18 protein-coding genes are annotated in these 23,026 nt (G+C 66.9%); 11 read left to right on the top strand and 7 right to left on the bottom strand.

Annotation, left to right across the window (positions count from 1 at the left end; translation table 11 throughout):
* Nucleotides 1–8: 8 nt before the first annotated feature.
* Complete coding sequence (locus tag KP010_RS12090; RefSeq protein ID WP_142863117.1) at nt 9–1,238, bottom strand: OmpA family protein; 1,230 nt, start codon at nt 1,236–1,238, stop codon at nt 9–11.
* Nucleotides 1,239–1,546: 308 nt separating this feature from the next.
* Here KP010_RS12090 and KP010_RS12095 point away from each other — a divergent pair, with 308 nt between their 5' ends.
* Both KP010_RS12095 and hemW read left to right on the top strand, forming a co-directional pair.
* Complete coding sequence (locus KP010_RS12095; protein WP_142863116.1) at nt 1,547–3,295, top strand: MEDS domain-containing protein; 1,749 nt, start codon at nt 1,547–1,549, stop codon at nt 3,293–3,295.
* 61 nt (nt 3,296–3,356) lie between these two features.
* Entirely contained in the window at nt 3,357–4,526 is a 1,170-nt protein-coding gene (hemW, locus tag KP010_RS12100; RefSeq protein ID WP_142863115.1) for a radical SAM family heme chaperone HemW, read from the top strand.
* 9 nt (nt 4,527–4,535) lie between these two features.
* Here the strand turns inward: hemW and KP010_RS12105 are convergent, their stop codons facing one another.
* The 3 genes from KP010_RS12105 to KP010_RS12115 form a co-directional block, all read right to left on the bottom strand.
* Nucleotides 4,536–5,390 carry a hypothetical protein gene (locus tag KP010_RS12105; RefSeq protein WP_142863114.1) on the bottom strand — a complete coding sequence of 285 codons (855 nt, stop codon included), beginning with the start codon at nt 5,388–5,390 and terminating at the stop codon, nt 4,536–4,538.
* On the bottom strand, nt 5,387–7,138 hold the full coding sequence (locus KP010_RS12110) for a caspase family protein (protein ID WP_216280916.1): 1,752 nt from the start codon (nt 7,136–7,138) through the stop codon (nt 5,387–5,389). The genes KP010_RS12105 and KP010_RS12110 overlap by 4 nt, the downstream gene beginning before the upstream one ends.
* Nucleotides 7,139–7,231: 93 nt before the next feature.
* The gene (locus tag KP010_RS12115) at nt 7,232–7,999 is read right to left on the bottom strand and encodes a tRNA1(Val) (adenine(37)-N6)-methyltransferase (protein ID WP_246659856.1); all 768 of its coding nucleotides are present in this window, start codon (nt 7,997–7,999) and stop codon (nt 7,232–7,234) included.
* Between the two features lie 177 nt (nt 8,000–8,176).
* Here KP010_RS12115 and KP010_RS12120 point away from each other — a divergent pair, with 177 nt between their 5' ends.
* Nucleotides 8,177–8,464 carry a YARHG domain-containing protein gene (locus KP010_RS12120; RefSeq protein ID WP_142863112.1) on the top strand — a complete coding sequence of 96 codons (288 nt, stop codon included), beginning with the start codon at nt 8,177–8,179 and terminating at the stop codon, nt 8,462–8,464.
* Between the two features lie 124 nt (nt 8,465–8,588).
* On the top strand, nt 8,589–9,599 hold the full coding sequence (locus tag KP010_RS12125; protein ID WP_371824234.1) for a polyprenyl synthetase family protein: 1,011 nt from the start codon (nt 8,589–8,591) through the stop codon (nt 9,597–9,599).
* Between the two features lie 74 nt (nt 9,600–9,673).
* Here KP010_RS12125 and KP010_RS12130 read toward each other — a convergent pair whose 3' ends face one another.
* Nucleotides 9,674–10,177: a Spy/CpxP family protein refolding chaperone gene (locus KP010_RS12130; protein WP_108918307.1), complete on the bottom strand. Its 504-nt coding sequence runs from the start codon at nt 10,175–10,177 to the stop codon at nt 9,674–9,676.
* A 173-nt stretch (nt 10,178–10,350) separates the two neighbouring features.
* On the opposite strand from KP010_RS12130, the gene KP010_RS12135 reads away from it, so the two are divergent.
* Both KP010_RS12135 and greA read left to right on the top strand, forming a co-directional pair.
* Nucleotides 10,351–11,355: an MDR family oxidoreductase gene (locus tag KP010_RS12135; RefSeq protein ID WP_216280917.1), complete on the top strand. Its 1,005-nt coding sequence runs from the start codon at nt 10,351–10,353 to the stop codon at nt 11,353–11,355.
* 11 nt (nt 11,356–11,366) lie between these two features.
* Entirely contained in the window at nt 11,367–11,834 is a 468-nt protein-coding gene (greA, locus tag KP010_RS12140; RefSeq protein ID WP_108918309.1) for a transcription elongation factor GreA, read from the top strand.
* Between the two features lie 49 nt (nt 11,835–11,883).
* Here greA and KP010_RS12145 read toward each other — a convergent pair whose 3' ends face one another.
* Complete coding sequence (locus tag KP010_RS12145; RefSeq protein ID WP_142863109.1) at nt 11,884–12,822, bottom strand: AAA family ATPase; 939 nt, start codon at nt 12,820–12,822, stop codon at nt 11,884–11,886.
* 234 nt (nt 12,823–13,056) lie between these two features.
* Between KP010_RS12145 and KP010_RS12150 the strand changes: the two genes are divergently transcribed.
* The 5 genes from KP010_RS12150 (at nt 13,057) to KP010_RS12170 (ending at nt 21,842) form a co-directional block, all read left to right on the top strand.
* Entirely contained in the window at nt 13,057–14,367 is a 1,311-nt protein-coding gene (locus KP010_RS12150) for a replication-associated recombination protein A (RefSeq protein ID WP_142863108.1), read from the top strand.
* A 505-nt stretch (nt 14,368–14,872) separates the two neighbouring features.
* The gene (locus KP010_RS12155) at nt 14,873–15,682 is read left to right on the top strand and encodes an outer membrane protein (RefSeq protein ID WP_142863107.1); all 810 of its coding nucleotides are present in this window, start codon (nt 14,873–14,875) and stop codon (nt 15,680–15,682) included.
* A 149-nt stretch (nt 15,683–15,831) separates the two neighbouring features.
* On the top strand, nt 15,832–17,142 hold the full coding sequence (locus KP010_RS12160) for an efflux RND transporter periplasmic adaptor subunit (protein ID WP_253203611.1): 1,311 nt from the start codon (nt 15,832–15,834) through the stop codon (nt 17,140–17,142).
* A gap of 48 nt (nt 17,143–17,190) precedes the next feature.
* Nucleotides 17,191–20,433 carry an efflux RND transporter permease subunit gene (locus KP010_RS12165; protein WP_142863105.1) on the top strand — a complete coding sequence of 1,081 codons (3,243 nt, stop codon included), beginning with the start codon at nt 17,191–17,193 and terminating at the stop codon, nt 20,431–20,433.
* Complete coding sequence (locus KP010_RS12170; protein WP_142863104.1) at nt 20,430–21,842, top strand: TolC family outer membrane protein; 1,413 nt, start codon at nt 20,430–20,432, stop codon at nt 21,840–21,842. The genes KP010_RS12165 and KP010_RS12170 overlap by 4 nt, the downstream gene beginning before the upstream one ends.
* Before the next feature lie 66 nt (nt 21,843–21,908).
* Here the strand turns inward: KP010_RS12170 and KP010_RS12175 are convergent, their stop codons facing one another.
* Nucleotides 21,909–22,853 (bottom strand): trypsin-like serine protease, encoded by a 945-nt coding sequence (locus tag KP010_RS12175; protein WP_142863103.1) that lies wholly within the window; start codon nt 22,851–22,853, stop codon nt 21,909–21,911.
* Nucleotides 22,854–23,026: the final 173 nt, after the last annotated feature.

Here is a 23,026-nt window from a genome sequence, read left to right on the forward strand (position 1 = left end):
GACGCGCGTCAGCGCACCAGAATCTCCACGCGTCGATTCTCCGCCCGGCTCGTCGCGTCCTCGCCCGCGAGGATCGGCTGCTCGTCGCCGACGCCGGCGCTCGTCAGCCGCTCGGGCGCGACGCCGAGGCGGCGCAGATGATCGAAGACCACGCGCGCGCGGCGCTGCGACAAGACGTTTTTGTCCTCGGACGAGCCGACCGAATCCGAATGGCCGCGCAGGTCGAGGACCGCATCCGGACATTGCTTCAACGATCCGGCGAGGCGGGCGAGAAATTTCTCCGCTCCCGCGCCCAGCGCCGCGCTCTTGGCCGAAAAGCGGATTTTCTCCGAGGCCGCCAGCGCCGTGAGCGCCGCGCGGCAGGGCGAGGACTCCTCGGCCTCGGCTCCTGGCTGCGGCAGGCTCGGCCCCGCCGGCTCGGGCAGCGTCGGATCCTTCGGAATGTTCCAGGCCAGCGCAGCGGGCGGCTCCACGGCGGCGGACGCCGGACGCTCTATGGAGCGGCCCTCCGCGATCTTCTCCTTGCGGCCCTTTTTGGCGGGGACGGGCGCGGCCTCGGCGGCGCGCGGCCGGGCGGCGAGCGCAGCGGCGACGCGCTCTTGCTCGCGCTGCGTCCAGGCGCGTTCGGCGGCATGATGCGCGGCCTCTTCGGCGGCGGCCGCGGCCTGCGCCCCCTCGCGCTGTCGAGCGGCCTGTGACGAAAGCGAGTCCACCCGCCAGACCGTCCGCACGCCGGCGGCGCCCGCCAGCCGCTCGGCCAGCGCCCCATGCCGGGGCGCGTCGGCGGGCAGGAAGACGTCGCGGCCGCTCACCTCCAAACTCAGCGGATCGCCGCCCTCGCGCTGCGCCAGCGAGCCGAGATGATGCCCGAGCGCGGCCTCGAGGCCGCCCGCCGCCTCGCCATTGGCGACGACCGCCATGAGCGCGACCGCCCCCGCGCCGATCCGCCAGCCGATGCGTCCGCGCGCGATCGGCCCCGACGCCAGCCAGATGGCGCCGACGCCGGCGAGAAAAGCCGCAAAGAGCGCGAAGGCGCCCTCGAAATAGAGAGCCGCCCGTCCGAGCGTCGCCTTCGCGAAGATCACGACGAGGCAGAGCGCCATGCCGAAAAAGAAATCGCTCTCGCGCAGCAGGACCGGGTCGTCGCCCTCGCGGCGCAGGCTGGCGAAGCCCGAGAGGGCGCCGACGATGAAGGCGCTGGCGAGCCACACGCCGTAAAAGCCAAGGAAATAGGTCATGCCTCGAGATTCGTCGGCTGGAGCGAGCGGCCGGAGCCGACGTGTGGCGGCGAGCAGAACCGCCGCGGCTCGCCCGGCAATTAACGTCTTATCGGTTCGTTTCAAGCTTTCTGCGGGAGCGTCGCTTATCGTTGGTCGGTCGGGCGTCGCGAGAGGAAAGAAATAAAGCTAGGGCTAAACGGGCGAAACTTGCGGCTGAAACTCGACAATTTCGTGGCAATTTCGGTTTATACTTAGTGGTTAGCCCTCGCATAATGGGCGCCAAATGTTATATTTCATAAAAATACAGGCGAGTTCCAGGAACAACGATGAACTTCCACGCCGCACGCGCACTGAAGGCCACCGTCACGCTGACAGGAGCGAACCGCGAACAGCTGAGACCCTCCGGAATCAAAGGGCTGGGGGACGTCCCCTGGGGGGCGCATCTCTGTCAGTTCTACGAGAGCGATTCCGAGCTGCTGGAGATATTGGTTCCCTATTTCGCCGCCGGCCTAGCGTCGAACGAATTCTGCATGTGGATCACCTCGGAGACCATCAGCCGGAGCCGAGCGATCGAGGCGTTGCAGAAGGCGGTTCCGCAGTTGCCCGTCCTTCTCGACGAGGGGCGGGTACAAATTCTCGACTTCCGCGACTGGTACAAGCTCACCGACAATTTCGACTCCGGCCGGGTGTGCCTCGGTTGGAGCGGCAGATATGAGGCGGCCTTGGCGCGCGGCTTCGAAGGGATGCGCGTCTCCGGCGACACGTCCTGGCTGAACGAGGACGAATGGGAGGATTTCGTCCATTACGAGGATCAGGTCGATCCCCTCATCGGCTCCTCGCGCATCATCGCGCTCTGCACTTATTCCGTCACGGCTTGCGACACGACGAAGACCTGCGAGGTCTTGTCCAGTCACGACTGCGCGCTGGTGCGGCGGGGCGGCCATTGGAGAGCGATCGAGAGCTACGGCCGCCGGCGCGCCGAACAGGCGCTTCGCGAGAGCGAGGTCCGGCTTCGCGCCACGATTGGGAGCGCCAGCGACGGAATCATCACGGTCGACGAGAACGGCGAGGTGACATTGGCCAATCCGGCCGCTGCGGCGATGTTCGGCTATAAGCTGGAGGAGCTGCTCGGCGAGAGCATCGGCCTGCTGCTCGAGCGTGGTCGCGGCTCGCGCCGGCGTCGGCCGGTCGATCTCTTGAAGATCGCCGATCGCGGCTATTTCGAAAGGCGGCGCGAATTCGGCTGGCGCCACAAGGACGGCTCGACGGTGCCGGTCGAATGCGCGGTCAGCGAGATCGGGCTCGAGCGTCTTCGCCGGCATTTCGTGATCTGCGTTCAAGATCTGACGGAGCGCCGCCGAGCCGAAGCGCGAATTCGCCAGCTGCACAGCGACCGGCTGCTCGCCATGGGCGGCATGGCGACGACGCTGGCTCATGAGATCAACCAGCCGCTGACCGCCACGGCCGCCTATCTGAACGCCGCGAGGCGCACCATCGCGCGAATGAGCGACAGCCGCGCGAGAGCGGCGGAGGAGGCGCTGGAGCGGGCTTGTGGCCAGGTCCTGCGCGCCGGCGGCATCATTCGGCATATGCGTGAGTTCATCGCGCGCAGTGAGCCGAACAAGACGCGCGAGCGTCTCCACGCTCTGATCGGGGCCGCATGTGAGCTCACCTCGGCGACCGCGAGCCACGCCGACGTCCGGCTCGTCCTCGACCTACAGGCCGAGCATGACACGATCATCGGAGACGCCGTTCAGCTGAAGCAGGTGATCGTCAATCTCGTCCGCAATGCGATCGAGGCGCTACGCGCGGTCGAGGTCCGGCGGCTCACCATCTCCACCGCGGCGGTCGATGCGGGCATGATCCGCATCGACGTCGCCGACACCGGGCCCGGCATGTCCGAAGCGTCGAGAGCGCGGCTGTTCGAGCCATTCAAGACGACCAAGGCGCATGGGCTCGGAGTCGGCCTCGCTCTGTCGCGCTCGATCATCGAGGCCCATTACGGGACAATATGGGCGGAGCCGAACCACGGCGGCGGGACCGTGCTCCGCTTCACCCTGCCCCTGGCGGAGTAGGCGGCTCACTTCATCATCGGGACAGCGTGACCTTCTGAGCCTGGCGTGGCATAAAGCCCCCATGGCTGCGACGATTCGAAACGCGTTCGACCCGGGCTTCGGCGTCTATGTGCACTGGCCGTTCTGCCTGTCGAAGTGCCCCTATTGCGACTTCAACAGCCACGTCCGCAAGGGCGAGGTCGATGAAGATCGCTTTGTGGACGCCTTTCGCACGGAGATCGCCCATCGCGCCGCTCTGGCGCCGGGACGCGAGGTGCGCTCGGTGTTCTTCGGCGGCGGCACGCCCTCGCTGATGCTCCCATCCACGCTGGAGGCGATCCTCCGAGCGATCGCCGATCATTGGCCGATGGCCGCCGATGTCGAGGTCACGCTCGAGGCGAATCCCACCAGCGTCGAGGCCTCGCGCTTCCGCAGCTTCAAGGCGGCCGGCGTCAATCGCGCCTCGCTCGGCGTGCAGGCGCTCAACGACATAGAATTGCGCGCGCTCGGCCGCCAGCATTCGGTGGCGGAGGCGCTCGCCGCGCTCGATGTCGCCAATAAGATTTTCGAGCGCACCTCCTTCGATCTCATCTACGCCCGTCCGCAGCAGACGCCGGCGGCCTGGCGCAAGGAGCTGGAGCTCGCTCTGGGGCGCGTGACGGAGCATGTCTCGCTCTATCAGCTCACCATAGAGCCGGAGACGATGTTCGAGCGCATGGTGGACGCCGGCAAGCTCGATCTGCCCGACGTCGACACGCAGCGCGCGCTTTGGGACGTCACGCAAGAGGTCACCGCCCGCGCCGGCCTGCCGGCCTATGAGGTCTCCAACCACGCGCGGCCCGGCTCGGAATGCCGGCACAATCTCGTCTATTGGCGCTATGGCGAATATGCCGGCGTCGGCCCCGGCGCGCATGGGCGGCTCATCACGCCGCGCGGCCGCCGCGCCCAGGCCACCGAGAAGCACCCGGAAATGTGGCTCACCTGCGTCGAGACGGAGGGCCATGGCCTCGTCGAGGACGATCTGCTCTCCGCGGAGCAGGAGGGCGATGAGTTTCTGCTGATGGGCCTGCGCCTGCGCGAGGGGATAGATCCGGCGCGCTTCTTCGCCCTCACCGGCAAGAAGCTGTCGCAATCGCGCGTCGCCGAGCTGATCGGCGACGGGCTCGTCGAGCTGACCCGCGACAATCGCATCCGCGTGAGCTCGGAAGGGTTTCCCGTGCTCGACGCCGTGGTGGCCGATCTCGCCGCCTGAGCCGGCCGGTCAGGCCAGCGCGCGGGCGATGCGCTCGCCGATGCGGGGATCGGTGAGATAATCGACGATCGCATGGGGATCGTCCTGGCGATTGGCGATATCGGTCAAATTTTCGACGCCGTCGCAAAAGCTGTCTTTGTCGAGCGCAGGATAGAGCGCGACATAGTCGCGCACATCGGCGCCATTGAGCCATGCGCGCACGCCCGGCGGCCGATTCAATCGCGGCGGCTTGAGATATTCGCGCACGAGATCGATGCCGAGCGGCGAGCCGAGCGTGACCAGAAGCTCGACCGCGCTCGCGACGCCGAAATCGGTGAGCAGGCGGTAGCCGACGATCGTTCCGAGCGAATGGGCGACGATGACGCGCTCGGCGCCGCGCAGGTCCGGTCCGACGATGTCGTCGACCGCTTTGCGCGCGTGCTGATTGGTGAGATAGGCGTCGACCTGCTCGACGAAGGGAAGGGCGGCGTGGCCGAGCCAGGGCGCCTTTCGCCCGAGCGCTCGCGCGATTCCTTGCGCCCATTGCTGATTGGCGATTCCTCTGTCGATGACCGTCTGTCCCGATTCCGCGGCGATGTCCGCGGGATCGAGTCCGGCGCGGTCGCCGATCTGCTGCAGCAGATCGGCGGCGAGGCTCGGCAGCGGCGCGTCGCCGCGCGCGACGACGGTCTTGCCGTCGGCCCCGACCCCGCGTGTGAGGCGGTCGAGCGTGTCGCCGTAATAGGGCATACGCAATTCGAAGTCGGGGCGCGCGATCCCCTGCCGCCGCCAATTGGCCTCGAGCGCGTCGAGCCATTCTTGTCGCAGATCGTCGGGAGAGCGATTCTCCTGACGCATTCCATGCACGAAGACCAAGGTTTTCAAGCGAGCCTCCCCTCGTCGATCTCCGCGGCGAGCATCGCTCCGGCCGCAGCGTCGAATGTCGTCCACAGCGATGGCTTCAATCCCCGGCGCGCCTCCAGGACAATGCGGGAAACACGGGAATCATCGGGCTCGAGATAGGCCCAGCCTTTCGTCAGCAGCGGAAAGGCGCCGACGGCGGCGGCTTCGCTATCGGCGAGATAGGCGACGTCGAACGGCGTTCCGATAGGGCCGCGTCCATATTCGTCCGGCGTCGCGGCGAAGAATTGCGCCAGCTCCCGAATTTCCGCGATGCGTCCCGCTTGCTCGAGCGCGTGAGCGGTGAGCACGCCGGCGCCCGGATCGACGACGCCGGCGGCGCGCAGCGCGTCGAGCAGAGCGATCACCGCATTTGCGTCGGGCGTGCGTTTCGCTTCCATTTCGGCGGTCAGGCGATGAACCGCGGGCGTGATCGTCTCGCGATAGAGATCGCAGGCGCGCGCAAAGCCGCCATTGACCGACGGCGCGTAGGAGAGGCTCGCCGCCGCGCCCTTTTCGACGACGAGCGTCGCGACGAAGCCCGGAACCACGAGCACGGCGACGAAATCGCCTTCCGCCGTCTCGAGGAGAAGCGTGGCTGGGACCTCGGTCCGCACCGCGATCTGATCGGCGCCGCCGTCCGAGAAGCGCCAATATTCGGGCCGGGTGGCGACGCGCGCGATCGACGATCCGATCACAGTGACGCCGACATGCGTCTCGAAGGAGGCGCGCCCCTCCGCCGCCGCGAATTTGGCGCGGCGGCGACGCAGGCGGCCATTGGAGCGTTCGCGCAGCCGGCGGATGCGATCGGAGGCGACGCTCTTGCGGGACTTTGGGCGCGGCGGCGTCCAGCTCTCGAGCGATCCCCGCTCCGAAGGCGCGTCGAGGCGGAAATGATGAATCTCGAAGCCCCGCTCCTTGCGGTCCAGCGGCGAGGTCGACAATATGATATGGCCCTTCGGAAAGGAGACATAGACGTCGTTCGGCTCCCGCCAGCCGGAGTTCGCATCCACGCGCTGCGGCCGGGCGCCTGCGAGCAGATCGGTTTCATAGGCGACGGCTTTCTCCAGAAAGGTCGCGAGACTGGCGGAGGTGACGCAGGGGCCTTCGCCTCGCGGCCGGGCGAAAGCGGCCGAGACATTTCCCTTCAGCGCCTCCATCAGGCAGCTGGTGAAGACTCCGTAATGTTCGGCCGGCTCGGTCTCGGTCGCCGGCTTGGCCACTTCCTGCGCCGCCCCGTCTATGTCTGCCGCCTCGAAATGGTCCCATTGCGCGGGCGTCGCGATGCGCTGCTGTCTTTGAAACAGCGAGCGCGGCGTGAAGAAGGGCTGGCCGGGAACGGAATTGCGGCAGGCGTCCGAGATGAACGACACTTGATCGATCCCGCAGCGGCGCGCATGCCTCTCGGAGGCTTCGACGCCGACGACCTCGTCGCTGCGTCGATCATATTTCGACAGCAGCCACATGGTTTCCGCCGCCGAGGCGCAACCATGTCCCGCGAAGAACAGAATCAATCGTCCGACGTCGAGCGCGTCGACGAATTCCTCCACCTTGGAGCGAATGGCGTCGAAAGTGACCTCCTTGCCGCCCTCGTCGGTGAAGAGCGCGACCTCATAGGCGTTTTCCATCGCCCATGCGGCGAAATCCTTCGCGCCGCGCGTGGCGCCGGGGAGACGCGGGAGCTTGCCCGACCGTTCGATGCCGATCGCGATCACGACGCTTCGTTTCGCCATGGAACTCGCCCCTTCGCCGGGCGGATTACACCACTGCGCGACGCCGCTCGCAAGTCGGCCGAATAGTGTGTCGTCGCAGCGCTTCGCGCGCGTTCAGAACAGCTCGCCCTCGCCGCGATTGAGCGCCGCTGCGCGCGGCGTGAAGGCGCCGTCGGCTTCATGCAGGACGAGCGGCGGAAGCAGCGACAAAGGCGCTTTCGAGCCTTTGAGTCCGCGCAGCAGAATGCGCGTCGCGGCCTCGCCCTCGCGCGGGAGGACGGGCAGCAGGGCGAGCGCGCCGAGTCGCGTTCCGACGCTCGCGAGACAATCCGCGAGCGCGTCGGCGCGGTGGATCATGACGAAGAGCCCGCCCGGCCGCAGCAGCGCGAGGCAGGCGCGCAGCCAGGGCTCGAGGCCGTCCGCGCTCACATGGGCGAGCGCGCGGCGCGGATCGGGCGAGACGCGCGCGCGGCCCGGCGTGAGATAGGGCGGATTGGTGAGAAGCACCTCGGCGCTCTCATTCTCGAGCCCGCCGGCCCGCCGCGCCGCGATCGAGAGGAGATCGGCCTCGTGGACGCGGATGCGCGCCGCGAGCGCGTTCGTCGCGATATTCTCGCGGGCCAGCGCGCAAGACTCCGGATCGATCTCGACGAGGCCGAGCGTAGCGGCGGGCGCGCGCAGCGCCGCGGCGAGTCCGACGGCTCCGGTTCCCGCGCCGATGTCGAGAATGAGCCCGCGCGTCTGCGCCGGCGTCGCCGCCGCGAGAAGCACGGCGTCGGTTCCGGCCCGGTGGCCGCGCGGCATTTGGCGCAGACGCAAGCGTCCGCCGAGAAAGGCGGCGGCCTCCGACCGTTTCTCCATTGTGTTCGGGGGAACGTTCATGCGCGGGAAACGTTCATCGCACTGAAAAAATGTCACAGCTTCTCGCATCGAGCAAGCTCTCGTATCGAGAGCGAGTTCTCGCAACGAGCAATCGGCTTCAGCTCTTTTGGAAACGGCCTGAACTGATCGGGTCGCGCGACCGGAGCCCGGTCGCGTGGTCGTCGAGGAGGAAATGCGATGAAATCAATGAACGCCATGATCCGTATTCTCGCCGCAGGGGCGATCTTGTCGGCCTTTGCGGAAATCGGCGCGCCGGCGCCCGCACTCGCGCAATCGGGCGCTTCCTGCGACCAGCTCTGGCGAGAACGCAACGCCATCTATGCGCGCGCCGGGCATTGCTTCCAGACCACGCGCGGGCGCTCGGTTTTCGGCGGGGGCTGCTTTCCGCCCTATGGCCGGCTGAGCGGCGCCGATGCCCGACGGGTTCGGCAGCTCCAGACCTTGGAGCGCCGGAACGGATGCTGAATTCTCACGCAGAACAGCGTCGGATCGGCCAGGGGAGGGCTCGCTCCCCTGGCTTGCCGCGCGCGCTCCGAAGCCTTAAGTTCGCCCCAGCATTCCAAGACAAGCCAAAGGGGTCTACGTGGGCATCGTCATACCGCTGGAGGACAAGGAAAAAAAGTCCGCCGGCCTCGATAATCTGCTTTCGCTGATCGGCCCCGATCTGCAGCGCGTCAACCAGCTGATCCTGCAGCGCACGGGCTCCGATGTGACGACGATCCCCGAGGTCGCCAATCATCTCATCTCTGCGGGCGGCAAGCGCCTGCGGCCGATGCTGGTGCTCGCCACCGCCGGAATGTGCGGCTATGAGGGCGACGGCCACATCAAATTCGCCGCCGGCATCGAATTCATGCACACCGCCACTCTGCTGCACGACGATGTGGTGGACGAGAGCGACATGCGCCGCGGCAAGATCGCGGCGCGAATGCTGTGGGGCAATGAGACCTGTGTGCTCGTCGGCGATTTTTTGCTCGGCCACGCCTTCAAGATGATGGTGGAGCCCGGCGTGCTCTCCTGCCTCTCCGTCGTCTCGACGGCGGCCGCCGTCATCGCCGAAGGCGAGATTTTGCAGCTCAACGCCGCCAAGGACACGCAGACGACGGAAGACGCCTATATGGCGGTCATCCGCTCCAAGACGGCGGAGCTGTTCGCCGCGGCGGCTGAGGTCGGGCCGATGCTGAGCTGCCGCTCCAAGGCCGATGAGGCGGCCTGCCGCAGCTATGGCATGAATCTCGGAATCGCCTTCCAGCTCATCGACGACGCGCTCGATTACGGCGGACAATCGTCCAAGCTCGGCAAGAATGTCGGCGATGATTTCCGCGAGGGCAAGATCACTCTGCCGGTCGTCCTGGCCTTCCGCCGCGGCAGCGAGACGGAGCGCGAGTTCTGGCGCCGCACGCTGGAGAAGGGCGAGATCAACGACGGCGACGTCGAGGCCGCCTGCGCGCTGATGAAAAAGCACGACGCCATCAAGGACACGGTCGAGCGCGCGAGCCATTATGGCGCGATCGCGCGCGACGCGCTGGAGATTTTCCCGGCCTCGCCGTGGAAGTCGGCCTTGCTCGAGGTCGTCGATTTCTGCGTCGAGCGCGCCTATTGAGGCGAAAACGCCCCGCAGGCGTCGAGCCGGCGGGGCGTCATGGCTAGCGAGCTTTCCGAGGCTGTTTCAGAGCGTCAGTCGTGCTCGGGGCCTTCATGCGGACCGCCCCATTCATGGCCGTGATGCGGGCCCTTGGCGATCGTATGCAGCAGCACGGCGAAGCGGCGCTTCTGGGCGTCGTCCAAGCTGTCGAAGAGCGGCTTGGCCGCTTCGGCGAGCTTTTCCGTCTCGGCGGCTTTCGCCGCGAGCGCCTTGGAGCGCCACTGCAGGCCTTCGATCACGCTGCGATGCTCGCGGACTTCCTTCATTTTGTCCTTGGCCTCGGCGAAGCGGGCGGCGCGCGCCTTGGCGATGTCGCGCAGCGAGGCTTCCACCGCCGGCCAGTTCTTCTCCTGGGCGGGGGTGAGCTTGAGGCCGGCCTTCAGAGCGGCGATCTTGGCGTCGGTGAAGGCGGCGTGATCCTCCGCCGAGAATTGGTGATGATGATGCTCGCCGGGAGCCGGCTCTGCAAAGACTCCGGCCGAGAGCGGGAGCGAGAGAGCGGCCACGGCGGCGGCGATGAGGAGATATTTCTTCATGTGCGTTCACCTGGGGGATTGGGTGGACTTGACGCTCACAGATTTCGTTCGCGAGCGCCAAAAAGCAACTTAATCTTTTGTAATGTCTCGCTTCAGAAACCTTCTGTTTACATAAGTCTCTACGTATTCGACAAGGCTGCGGCGCTGCGCGCCGCGACGGAAAGGGGGCCGCAGTGAGCGCTTTCATCGCCATACGCATCGACGAGGACGAGGCCGGCTATCGCGCCGCCTATCTCGAAATGGACGAGAGCGAGCTGATGGACGGCGATGTCGACGTCGCGGTCACGCATAGCGCCGTAAACTACAAGGATGGGCTCGCCGTGACCGGCAAGGCGCCGGTGGTGCGGCGTTTCCCGATGATTCCGGGCGTCGATTTCGCCGGCGTCGTCACGCGCTCGAGCCATCCGAATTTTGCGCCCGGCGATCTTGTGATCGCCGGCGGCTGCGGGCTCGGCGAGCAGCATTACGGCGGCTTCGCGCAGCGCGCCCGCGTCAGCGGCAATTGGCTGATCCCTTTGCCGGAGGGGCTGACGCCGGCGCAGGCCATGGCGATCGGCAGCGCCGGCTATACGGCCATGCTCTGCGTGATGGCGCTCGAGGGCCGAGGCCTCGAGCCCTCGCGCGGGCCGGTCGTCGTCACGGGCGCGGCGGGCGGCGTCGGCTCGGTGGCGGTGGCGCTGCTGGCGGCGCTCGGCTGGCGCGTCGTCGCCTCCACTGGACGCCCCGAGGAGGAGGCCTATCTCAAGACTCTCGGCGCGGCCGAGATCGTCGACCGCGCCGAGCTCTCCATCCCCGGCAAGCCGCTGCAGAAGCAGCGTTTCGCGGGGGGCGTCGACACTGTCGGCTCGGTCACGCTCGCCAATGTGCTGGCGCAGACGTCGATCGACGGTGTCGTCGCGGCCTGCGGCAATGCGCAGGGAATGGAGCTGCCGACGACGGTCGCGCCCTTCATCCTGCGGGGCGTCTCCCTCATCGGCGTCGAAAGCGTGCGGCCCAATCTGCCGCTGCGGCGCAGGGGCTGGGAGCGGCTGGCGCGCGATCTCGACAAGGGGATTCTCGCGCGGATGACGCAGACGGCGCCTTTCGCGCAGGCGCTCGACCATGCGCGATCGATCGTCGCCGGCAAGATCAGGGGCCGGCTGGTGATCGAGATCGGCGATTCTCGCAGCGTCGGATAGGACGTGACGAAATGAGCAGCGCCTTCACCAAGGAACAGGACGACGACGAGCTCCGCATGGAGCTTCCCGATCGTCCGATCAGCCCACATCGCAATCTCGTCACGCCCGAGGGCTTCGCGCTGATCGAGGCGGAGCTCGCGCGCCTGCACAAGGAGCTCGAGGCCGCGCAGGCGCAGGACGACAAGGCCGCGGCGGCGCGGGCGGCGCGCGATTTTCGCTATTGGTCGGCGCGGCGGGCGAGCGCGGAGATCGTGCGGCCCATTCCCGATCACGAGCAGGCGCGCTTCGGCCATCGCATCGTCATCGAGGACGAGAGCGGCAAGCGTCAGAGCTTTCGATTGGTCGGGGAAGACGAGGCCGATCCCGCCAAGGGGCTCATCCCCTATGTCGCCCCGCTCGCCAAGGCCTTGCTCGGCAAGAGCGTCGGCGATGGCGTCGAGGTCATTCATCACAGCGCCAGGATCGTCGAAATCGGCTGACGCTCCGGGGAGGAACCGCGCGTGAAAGCCGCGCGGTTCGCCTTGGTTCTCACGCCGCTTTCTTGACCGCGGGCTTGGCCTGCGGCTTGGCGGCTTTTTCCGCCGCAGGGGCCGGCGCCGCGGCGGCGGCCGGCTTGCGAGCCGGCTCTTGCTTGGGCGCGATCTTGCCGGCGACCTTGGCGGCCGGCTTGGTTTCGACCTTTGCCGCAGGCTTGGTCTCCGCCTTGGTTTCGGGCTTGGCCTCCACCTTGGCGGCGGGCTTCGCTTCCGCCTTGGCGGCCGGCTTGGCCTCGACCTTGGTTTCGGCCTTGGCCACAGGCTTGGCCTCGACCTTCGGCTCGGCCTTGGCGGCCGGCGCGGCGACGCCCTTCTTGAGGCGGCGCTTCACCGATTGCCAGAGTTCGCGCATCTCCTGAGAGGCGACGCCCTCGGGATTGAGCTCGCAGACGCCGAGACCGAGGCGGGCCGCCTCCTGATAGTCGACGCGCGCCGAGACCAGCGGCGACAGCAGCGCGCCGATCGCCTGCAGCGCCTGCGCGCCCTGGTCGACGCGGGCGTTCTGCTGGGCGGGCGGGCACTGGTTGAGAAGAAAGGCGTATTCTTTCTTCTTGTCCTTGATGCTGGCGCGGGTCAGCTCGCAGGCCCACAGATCGAAGACATTGGGGCGGGCCGGGATGATGCAGAGATCGGCGGCGCGAATGGCGGCCTCCGAATATTCGCTGTCGGCGCCCGGCGCGTCGATGACGACGAGGGTGACGCCCTTCTTCTCGAGCGCGGCGAGCGCCTTGCCGAGCTTGGCCGGCGGCACATGCTCGACCGGCACGTCGGTCGCCTCGCGCGCCTTCGACCATTTGACCAATGACTGGAGCGGATCCAAATCGATAATGAAAACACGCTCGCCCGCGCAACTGGCGGCGACGGCGATGCTGCTTGCGAGCGTGCTCTTTCCGGCGCCGCCCTTCTGCGTGACGAATGCGATAGTGCGCATGTGATCGACCTGTGTTTGAAAGATGAGGCCCCTACGCCGCCGAGACGCCACCAGAAAGGACGCCACTAGAAAGAACGCCACGAGAGAACAGGGAGGGTCGCGAAAATTTTACAGAATCGTAATACTCCCCGAATGGTTAACCGCCGGTTAAACAGGGCCGGCGAAGGTAAAGGTTCGGAAATTACGAACAAGGGACCGGGCGCGACCGCGGGCGATCCGCTATAATAGCGGGCTATGAGTGATTTGTTCGCCGCCGCCGGGCTCGATCGCAACGCGCCGCATCCGCTCGCCGACCGCCTGCGCCCACAAAAGCTGGAGGAGGTGGCCGGCCAGGACCATCTCCTCGGCCCGGACGGGGCGCTGACGCGCGCGATCCGCTCGGGCTCGATCGGCTCGCTGATCTTCTGGGGGCCGCCCGGCACCGGCAAGACGACGGTGGCGCGGCTTCTCGCCCATGAGACCGATCTCGCCTTCGTGCAGATTTCGGCGATCTTCACCGGCGTCGCCGATTTGAAGAAGACCTTCGAGGCGGCGCGCGCGCGCCGCGCCATGGGGCAGGGGACGCTGCTCTTCGTCGACGAGATTCATCGCTTCAATCGCAGCCAGCAGGATTCCTTCCTGCCGGTGATGGAGGACGGCTCTGTCACGCTGATCGGCGCGACGACGGAAAACCCCTCTTTCGAGCTCAACGCCGCGCTTCTCTCGCGCGCCCGCGTGCTGATCTTCAAATCGCTGGGCGCCGAGGCGATCGAAAAGCTGCTGCGCCGGGCCGAGCAGGCCGAGGGAAAGCCCCTGCCGCTCGACGAGGACGCGCGCGCCGCTCTCGTGGCCATGGCCGATGGCGACGGCCGCGCCTCTCTGACCCTCGCCGAGGACGTCTGGCGCGCGGCGGGGGAGGGCGAGGTTTTCGACCGCGCGCGGCTCGCCGAGATCGTGCAGCGGCGCGCGCCCATCTACGACAAGGCGCAGGAGGGCCATTACAATCTCATCAGCGCGCTGCACAAATGCGTGCGCGGCTCCGACCCGGACGCCGCCCTCTATTATTTCGCGCGAATGCTGGTCGCGGGCGAAGATCCGCTGTTTCTGGCGCGGCGAATCGTCCGCATGGCGGTCGAGGATATCGGCCTCGCCGATCCGCAGGCGCTGGTCGTCGCCAACGCCGCCAAGGACGCCTATGATTTTCTCGGCAGTCCCGAGGGTGAGCTGGCCCTCGCGCAGGCCGTTCTCTATGTGGCGACCGCGCCCAAATCCAACGCGGGCTATGTCGCCTACAAGGCCGCCCGCCGCCTCGCCGAGGAGAGCGGCTCGCCCATGCCGCCCAAGACCATCCTCAACGCGCCGACGAAATTGATGAAGAGCGAAGGCTATGGCGAGGGCTATCGCTATGACCATGACGAGCCCGACGCCTTCTCCGGCCAGGATTACTGGCCCGAATCGCTCGGCCGGCGGAGCTTCTACCGTCCCGTGGAGCGCGGTTTCGAGCGCGAGATCGCCAAGCGGCTCGATTATTGGGAACGGCTGCGGAGGGAGCGGGGCGGCTCCTGAAGTGGCGAGCAAGTCATTGAAAGAAGAGTCGTTCTCAGGCGACGGAAGCGCGCTGCTCGGGATCGAATATTCATCTTCGATGCTATCATCGCGCTACGACTGACCTTCAAACACTTGTTCATATTCAATGTTCCAGCTTCGGCGGGGATCGTCGTCCGCGGCGGCGGCCTCCGCGCCCGCGCCCTGGCGGGCGGCGCTGCCTCGATGATCAACAACTTGAATATTTTGTTCAAAATCCCTCCTGCCGCGATTCGGCGAAGCTGAGGTTCGTGCTTTTGAAGATGTCAAGCATAGATTCTCTCAGAGCGTATTCGATGTGACGGATATGTCACAATCATAATGAAATCGGACGTTGGCGAAGCAAATTGGCGCAGACAGCGTTGACGTGGCTTTGGGCCGAGGCGTAGACCACGCTCGATCGGCAACACCGAGCGGTCGCTCGGTCCCGGCGTCGGGGGGCGCAGCGGACACAAGCGACGGCCGCACTGATCCAGTGAGGGAACCTATGAAAACTCTTTCCGCCGTCGGCGCGCTCGCGCTGGCCATCGCCTCCGCTCCGGCTTTCGCGGCCGACCTTCCGTCGCAGAAGGCCGCGCCCGCTTTCGTCGCTCCGGTCGCGCCCGCCTTCAGCTGGACCGGCTTCTACGCCGGCGTGAACATCGGCTATGGCTGGACCGACAATAACAATGTCAGCGGCCTGTCGTCCTTCGGCCTGCTGCCGGTTTCGGCCTGGTCCTATGGCGCCTCCAACGCCGACGGCGTGCTCGGCGGCGTTCAGATCGGCTATAATCATCAGTTCGCCGGCACGGGCTTCGTGGTCGGCCTCGAGGCCGATTTCCAGGGCGCCGATCTGAAGGGCTCCACCGGCGGCTTCGGCTTCGGCCTGCTGCCGTCCGGCGTGACCGCGAATCAGCGTCTCGACTGGTTCGGCACGGTGCGCGGCCGCGTCGGCTACGCCGTTCTGCCGACCCTGCTCGTCTATGGCACGGGCGGCTTCGCCTATGGCGAGGGCTCGACGACCTTCTCTTATGCGGATGGCGCCGGCTTCGCCGCTTTCGGCTCCGAGAACGGCACGCGCACCGGCTGGACCGCCGGCGGCGGCGTGGAATGGGCGTTCCTGCCGAACTGGTCGGCCAAGGTCGAGTATCTCTATACGGAACTCGAGCGCGGCAATGCGATCGGCGTCCCGACCTTCCCGGCGGCGCTGCTGGTCAGCCAGCGCGGCGTGGAGAACCACTTCCACACCGTTCGCGTCGGCCTGAACTATCATTTCAATCTGTTCGGCGCGCCGGCTCCGGTGATCGCGAAATACTGATCTTATCGAGATTCGGGGAGAAGAGCCCGGCGCATCGCGCCGGGCTTTTTTCGTTTGCGCCCCGTCTGTTCGAGAAACAGGCGAGGCGCCCGTTTTTCCAGCGCTCTGGCGTGGACGCGGCCGGCCATACGAGTTAAAGAAGTCTCGAGATGCGACTGAGAGACTTGGCCCATTTTTTCCGCCGACTGGCGGTATCGAACGTCGTTCCGACCGACGCGGGGGAGCGGCGGCCGAGCGTTCTTCCTGTTTGGAGCCGTTCTAATTCGCCGCGTTCGCGCGCGGCTATCGGCGCGGCGCTGCTGGCGAGCGCCATGCTCGGCTCGCTGTTTCCGCAAATTTCCGCGCCTTTTCGCGCGCTGTTCGCCGCCGGCGAGAAAGCCGCGGAACCGTCCGACGCCAAGCGCGCGGATGGATTGGTCAAATTGACGGCCGAGCAGATCGGGGCCGCCAAGATCACGACGGTCGCGGCGGCGCCGGGCGTGCTGACGCGGACCGTCGTCGCGCCGGCCGTCGTCGCCGTCGATCCCGACCGCATCGGCCGCGTGGCCGCGAAAGTCGTCGGCGCCGTCGCCGAATTGCGCAAGCGGCTCGGCGATCCGGTCGAGAAAGGCGAGGTGATCGCCATCATCGACAGCCGCGAGGTCGCCGACGCCAAGAGCGATTATCTCGCCGCCAGAGTGGCGCTCGATCTGCAATCGGCGCTGTTCCAGCGCGAGAAGGGGCTGTTCGACAAGAAAATCGCCGCCGAGCAGAGCTTTCTCAAAGCCCGCGGCGCCTATGAGGAGGCGAGGCTCCGCGTCGAGCTGGCGCGGCAGAAACTCGCCGCGCTCGATCTTTCGGAAGCCGAGATCGCTGCTCTGCCGGGCCAGCCGGTCGGCGAATTGCGCCGCAAGGAGATTCGCGCGCCGTCCTCGGGCAAGGTGATCGAGCGTCGCGCCGATCTCGGCCAGCCGGTCGGCGGCGATGTGCAACTCTATGTCGTCGCCGATCTGTCCACTGTCTTCGCCGAGATCGCAGTCGCCATCGCCGATTTGCCGTCGGCGCGCGAGGGGCAGAGCGTGCGCCTCTCGCATGACGGCGAGGAGGAGGCCATGGGCCGCATCGTCTTCATCGGCCCCATGCTCGATCACGAGACGCATTCCGGCCGCGCCGTCGCCTCTTTCGCCAATGCGGATTTCGCTCTTCGTCCCGGCACGGCGATGACGGCGCGCGTCGCGCTCGAGGAGAAGCCGGCGCGCCTGCGCCTGCCGCGCGCGGCGCTGCTCGCTTTCGAGGGCGAGACGGTCGTCTTCGTGCGTACGCCCGAGGGCTTCGTGAAGCGCAAGGTCGAGACGGGCGCGAGCGACGATGAGGCGATCGAGATCGTCTCCGGGCTCGAGGAGGGGGAGCAGGTGGCCGTGGCCAATGTCTTCGTGCTGAAGGCGGAGCTCGGCAAATCGCGGCTCGAAGGGTTGGATTGACCGCCCGCCTCGTCGACGACGGCGGCGCGCGAGAATGTGTGACGGTGGATGATCGAGCGTTGCATCGCCTTTTCGGTTCGTCAGCGTTGGCTCATCGCGCTGCTGACTCTGCTCGCCTGCCTCATCGGCGTCTCATCGCTCGATCGCCTGCCGATCGACGCCGTGCCGGACATCACCAATAATCAGGTGCAGATCAACGCCATCGCGCCGGCGCTGTCGCCGACCGAGGTCGAAAAGCAGATCACCTTCCCCATAGAGAATGCGATCGCCGGCATTCCCGGCCTCGAATATACGCGCTCGCTCTCGCGCAACGGCTTCGCGCAGGTGACGGCGGTCTTCGCCGAGAAGCTCGACATTTATTTCGCGCGCCAGCAGGTGAGCGAGCGCCTCGCCGAGGCGAAGGAGAATTTCCCCATCGGCGTCGAGGCGCGCATGGGGCCGATCGCGACGGGCCTCAGCGAAGTCTATATGTGGGCGATCCGCTATGCGCCCAAGCAGCCCGGCCGCAAATATCTCGATGGCGAGCCCGGCTGGCAGAATGACGGCTCCTATCTGACGCCGGACGGGCAGATGCTGCGCAGCGATCTCGAGCGCTCGGCCTATCTGCGCACCGTGCAGGATTGGATTGTCAAGCCGCAGCTCAAAATCGTGCCCAATGTCGCCGGCATCGATTCGCTCGGCGGCTTCGTGAAGCAGTTCGACGTGCGGCCGGATGCGATGAAGCTCTATTCGCTCGGCCTCTCCTTCGGCGATGTCGCCGCCGCGCTCGAGCGTAACAATCAGAGCCGCGGCGCCGGCTATATCGAGCGCAGTGGCGAAGGTTATGTGGTGCGCAGCGGCGGCCGTCTGGAGACGATGGACGACATAGAGCGCGTCGTCGTTTCGACGCGCAATGGCGTGCCGATCCGCGTTAGGGACATCGCCGAGGTCGGCGTCGGCCGCGAGATGCGCGTCGGCAGCGCCAGCATGGACGGCGAGGAGGTCGTCATCGGCACGGCCTTGATGCTGATCGGCGGCAATAGCCGCGCGGTCTCCGCCGCCGTCGGCGCCAAGCTCGACTCCATTCGCGCCGCGCTGCCGCCGGGCGTCGAGGCGAAGACCATTCTCGACCGCACCGTGCTCGTCGACGCGACGATCCGCACCGTGGCCTCCAATCTCGCCGAGGGCGCGCTGCTGGTCATCGTCGTGCTGTTTCTGCTGCTCGGCAATTTTCGCGCGGCGCTGATCACGGCGCTGGTCATTCCCATCACCATGTTGCTGCTCGCCACCGGCATGGTCTATGGCCGCATCAGCGCCAATCTCATGAGCATGGGCGCGCTGGACTTCGGCCTCATCGCCGATGGCGCGGTGATCGTCGCCGAGAACAGCCTGCGCCATCTCTTCGAGCGGCGCCATGCGCTGGGGCGCGCGCTCTCGCTCGAGGAGCGATTGCAGACGGTCATCGCCTCCGCCGTGGAAATGATCCGCCCGACCGTCTATGGCCAGGCGATCATCATTCTCGTCTATGTGCCTTTGCTGTCCTTTTCGGGCGTCGAAGGCAAAATGTTCCATCCCATGGCGCTGACGGTGATCTTGGCGCTCGCCAGCGCCTTCGTCCTCTCGCTCACTTTCGTTCCGGCGATGATCGCCATTCTCGTCTCCGGCCGCGTCGAGGAGAGCGAGAACAAATTCATCGCCACGCTGAAGCGCGCCTATCTGCCGCGCTTGCAAAGCGCCATTGCGTCGCCGCGCCGGCCCATCGCCATCGGCGCGGGGGCCTTTCTGGTGGCCTTGCTGCTCGCTTCGCGGCTCGGGCAGGAGTTCATCCCGACGCTCGACGAGAAAAATCTCGCCATGCAGGCGGGCCGCATTCCGAGCGCCTCGCTCACCCAGTCGCAGGAGATGCAGAAGGACGTCGAGAACGCCATCCATCAGGCTCCCGAGGTCGCCTATGTCTTCTCCAAGACGGGAACGGCGGAGGCGGCGACCGATCCCATGCCGCCCAATCTCACCGACACCTATATTTTCTTGAAGCCGCGCGCGGAATGGGCCGATCCCCAGCTCCCCAAGGAGGAGCTGATCCGCCGCATCGACGCGCATGTCTCCAGGCTGCCCGGCAATCTCTATGAATTCTCGCAGCCGATTCAGTTGCGCTTCAACGAACTGCTCGCCGGCGTGCGCGGCGACATAGCTGTGAAGGTGTTCGGCGAGGAATTCGACTCCATGGCCAAGGAGGCGGAGCAGATCGCCGGCCTGCTGCGCAATGTCTCCGGCGCCGAGGACGTGAAGGTCGAGCAGATCGCGGGCCTCCCCTTCCTCGAGATCAAGATCGACAAGACCGAGATCGCCCATCTCGGCCTCAGCGTCGCGGAAGTGCAGGACGTCATCGGCGCCGCCGTGGGCGGCCAGCGCGCCGGCGTCGTCTTCGAGGGCGACCGGCGCTTTCCGATCATCGTGCGGTTGAAGGACGAGTTGCGCCACGATATTCGCGCGCTCGAAAATCTTCCCGTTTCCGTGCGCGGACACGATACGGGGAAGATGCGCACAGTGCCGCTGAAGCAGGTCGCCTCTTTCTCCTTCCATGAGGGGCCGAACCAGATTTCGCGCGAGAACGGCAAGCGCCGCGTCGTCGTCACCGCCAATGTGCGGGGGCGCGACATCGCCTCCGTCGTCGCCGATGCGCAGGAGAAAGTGAAGGCGAAGGTCACGCTCGCGCCCGGCGATTGGCTGTCCTGGGGCGGGCAGTTCGAGAATCTCGCCGCCGCGCGGCAGAAGCTCATTGTCGTCGTGCCCTTGTGCTTCTTCCTGATCTTCCTGCTGCTCTATTCGGCGCTGGGCTCGGCGCGCGACGCGCTCATCGTGTTCAGCGCCGTGCCGCTGGCGCTGTCGGGCGGCGTCGCCGCCTTGTGGCTGCGCGGAATGCCCATGTCGGTCTCCGCCGCCGTCGGCTTCATCGCGCTCTCCGGCGTCGCCGTGCTCAACGGCCTCGTCATGCGCAGCTATATTCTGCAGCTCGTGCAGCAGGGCCGGGCGCCGCGCGACGCCATTGTCGAAGGCGCGATGACGCGCCTGCGGCCCGTGGCGATGACGGCGCTCGTCGCCTCGCTGGGCTTTTTGCCGATGGCCTTTGCCACGGGCACGGGCGCGGAAGTGCAAAAGCCCATCGCCACTGTCGTCATCGGCGGCCTGGTCAGCGCGACCATTCTGACGCTCTTCGTGCTGCCGGCGCTCTATGCGCTGTTCGGGCGCGACGAGGCGGTCGTCGCGCCGGAAGAGGAAGTCGTCGCCGAGCCGAGAGGCGCCGACGCATGAGAGGCGTTTCCATCTTCGCTCTGGGGCTCGCTCTGCTGGCGCCGGCCGCCGCCTCGGGAGAAACCCTCGCCGGCGCGCTGGCGCGCGCCTATGAGCTCAATCCGACGCTCAATTCCGCGCGCGCCGGCCAGCGCGCCAACGACGAGAATGTGCCGCGCGCGCTCTCGCAATTTCGCCCCAGCGTGCGGACCGACGCCTTTCTCGGCGTCGAGCGGCGCCGCTCGGTGCAGAAGTCCTTCGAATACGACAATGGCAATTACCTCGATCCGATATGGGTCGAGAGCATTCAGAACAATCGTGGCGGCGGCCCGCCGCGTTCCGCCGTGCTCAGCGTCGAGCAGCCCTTGTTCGACGGCTTTCGCACGCAGAACGCCGCGCTCGCCGCGCAGACCAATGTGCATGGAGGACGCGAGCGGCTGCGGCTCATGGAGCAGCGGGTGCTGTTCGAGGCCGTCTCCGTCTATATGAACGTGCTGCGCGACACTGCTGCGCTGCGCTTGCAGCAGAACCATGTTTCCGTGCTAGAGGAGCAGCTGCGCCAGACCAAGGAGCGCTATGCGGCCGGCGAGATCACGCCGACCGACATTGCGCAAGCCGAGGCGCGCCTCTCCGCCGGCCGCTCGCAAGCCGCGACGGCGCGCGCCGAGCTCGACGCCGGCCTCGCGCGCTATGCGCAGATCATGGGAGCGGACGCGAAGCGCCTCGCGCCGGCCGAGCCGATCGATCGCCTGCTGCCGAAGACGCGCGAGGCGGCCGAGCGCATCGCGCTCGTCGAGCATCCCGTGGTGCGCGCGGCGCAGCATGACGCCGAGGCCGCCGATCTCGACATAAGGGTGATCGAGAGCGATTTTCTGCCCAGCCTCTCCATGGTCGGCAAGGTCTACACGGAGTCCGACATCGACGGCCGCGGCAATCGCGCCGTCGGCGCGCAAGTGCTGGGCAAATTATCGGTGCCAATCTATTCGGGCGGCGGGACCTCGGCGCGGCTGCGTCAGGCGAAAGAGACGGCGGGACAGAAGAAATTCGACGTCGACGCCGCCCGCGCCGAGCTGATGGCGCTGATCCGCGCCAATTGGGGAGGGCTGCAGGCGGCCAAAGCGCAGATCGGCGCCGCCAGCGCGCAGATCGCCGCCGCCGAGCGCGCGCTCGCGGGCGTGCGCGAGGAGGCCAAGGCCGGCAAACGCACCACGTTGGAGATTTTGAACGCGCAGCAGGAACTGCTCGGCGCGCGGCTGGCGTTGGTCGTCGCGCAGCGCGACCGCGTCGTCGCCTCCTACGCCGTGCTGGCGGCGATGGGCCGATTGTCGGCGCAGCAGCTCGGCCTTTCCGTCGCGGCCTATGACGCATCCGCGCATTTCGAGGCGGTCAAAGACTCTTGGGGCGGAATCGAAACGCCCGGCGGCCGCTGAGCGACGCCGGGCGTTTTGAATGCGCGGCCTGGACCGCGAGCCTCGAGGCCCGCAAATCCCTTCCCGTCAGTCGCGGCCGGCGGAGCGGCGCTGATCGCGCTCCGCAGCGGCCTTGTCGCCGGCGGGCGCCGCGCTCGCGGTGGCGGGGGGCGCGTCCTGTCCGGCGGCGGCCAGCACGGCCTGGCGGAACACGCCTTCCACCGAGACGACGAAATTGTAATTCGTCGTCGAATAGGGCCCGACATGGGACGGATCATTGCTGCGCCAGCCGACGAGAATGGCGCCGAGATCGGCGTGCCGCTCGCCCGCGAGAACCGCGCCGCCCGATGCGCCGTCGCCGGTGCCGCAATCGAAGGCGAATTCGCGCGCGCCGCCCTTGAGCTGATTGGTCTGCGCGCGCAGGCGGCAGGACTCGAAGGACATGGTCTCGGCGTCGCGCCAATCGGAATGGCCGCGCGAGACGAATTCCACCGTCTGCTCCACGGCGATCTGATCGGCGAGACCATAAGGCTTCACATCGTCGAGCGGCTGCGTGAGCCGGGCCACCGCCCAGTCGTTGATCGCCTTGACCGCATAGGGCTTGGCGGAGCCGGCGACGATCGACGACATATCCACCGCTATGCGGCGCTTCTTGCCCTCGACCTCGGTGACGAATTGGCAGCTGCGCGCACGCTTGGCGCCGCGCTCGTCGTAGAAGACATGCGCCGCAGTGGTGATGACGTTGTTGGCGAGGGTGAGCTGCCCGGCGCCATGCGCGCGACCGCATTGGATGAGTCCAGAAGCGGCGTGCGACTGCTTCAGCGCGCCGGCGTCGAGCTTTTGACGCGCGGCGAATTGGTCGGCGTTGGCGCGGCGCTCGGAGCCGAGCACCAGCACTTTCGTCGGTTCCAGCCGCGCGGCGGCGGAGAATTTCACCTGCTGGGTGACGCCGGCTTCCGCGGTGGAGGAGGATAGTGGCGCAGCCGCCAAGCAAAGGGCGGCCGCGAAAAGACGATATTCGACGTTCTTCATCGCGTCCTCTTGTCTCGTTCGTGACTAGGACTATGCGAGGGCATTGCAGTTCACAAGCTTGGCAGTAGGCAAAAACACGGACTTCGCCGGAATACCTTCGAAGCGTCACAGAGTCGCCACGCAGCGACACGGCCGCCGTGAAATCGCCGCCGTCTGCGGCGCGGGACGGAAGG

It is taken from the genome of Methylosinus sp. KRF6 (genome assembly GCF_018887255.1).
Lineage (GTDB): Bacteria > Pseudomonadota > Alphaproteobacteria > Rhizobiales > Beijerinckiaceae > Methylosinus > Methylosinus sporium.

Excerpts from the sequence above, each read along its gene's own strand:
- KP010_RS12090 (WP_142863117.1), bottom strand. The coding sequence starts at position 1,238 with ATGACCTATTTCCTTGGCTTTTACGGCGTGTGGCTCGCCAGCGCCTTC.
- KP010_RS12095 (WP_142863116.1), top strand. The coding sequence starts at position 1,547 with ATGAACTTCCACGCCGCACGCGCACTGAAGGCCACCGTCACGCTGACA.
- hemW (WP_142863115.1), top strand. The coding sequence starts at position 3,357 with ATGGCTGCGACGATTCGAAACGCGTTCGACCCGGGCTTCGGCGTCTAT.
- KP010_RS12110 (WP_216280916.1), bottom strand. The coding sequence starts at position 7,138 with ATGGCGAAACGAAGCGTCGTGATCGCGATCGGCATCGAACGGTCGGGC.
- KP010_RS12115 (WP_246659856.1), bottom strand. The coding sequence starts at position 7,999 with ATGAACGTTCCCCCGAACACAATGGAGAAACGGTCGGAGGCCGCCGCC.
- KP010_RS12120 (WP_142863112.1), top strand. The coding sequence starts at position 8,177 with ATGAAATCAATGAACGCCATGATCCGTATTCTCGCCGCAGGGGCGATC.
- KP010_RS12130 (WP_108918307.1), bottom strand. The coding sequence starts at position 10,177 with ATGAAGAAATATCTCCTCATCGCCGCCGCCGTGGCCGCTCTCTCGCTC.
- greA (WP_108918309.1), top strand. The coding sequence starts at position 11,367 with ATGAGCAGCGCCTTCACCAAGGAACAGGACGACGACGAGCTCCGCATG.
- KP010_RS12145 (WP_142863109.1), bottom strand. The coding sequence starts at position 12,822 with ATGCGCACTATCGCATTCGTCACGCAGAAGGGCGGCGCCGGAAAGAGC.
- KP010_RS12150 (WP_142863108.1), top strand. The coding sequence starts at position 13,057 with ATGAGTGATTTGTTCGCCGCCGCCGGGCTCGATCGCAACGCGCCGCAT.
- KP010_RS12155 (WP_142863107.1), top strand. The coding sequence starts at position 14,873 with ATGAAAACTCTTTCCGCCGTCGGCGCGCTCGCGCTGGCCATCGCCTCC.
- KP010_RS12160 (WP_253203611.1), top strand. The coding sequence starts at position 15,832 with ATGCGACTGAGAGACTTGGCCCATTTTTTCCGCCGACTGGCGGTATCG.
- KP010_RS12165 (WP_142863105.1), top strand. The coding sequence starts at position 17,191 with ATGATCGAGCGTTGCATCGCCTTTTCGGTTCGTCAGCGTTGGCTCATC.
- KP010_RS12170 (WP_142863104.1), top strand. The coding sequence starts at position 20,430 with ATGAGAGGCGTTTCCATCTTCGCTCTGGGGCTCGCTCTGCTGGCGCCG.
- KP010_RS12175 (WP_142863103.1), bottom strand. The coding sequence starts at position 22,853 with ATGAAGAACGTCGAATATCGTCTTTTCGCGGCCGCCCTTTGCTTGGCG.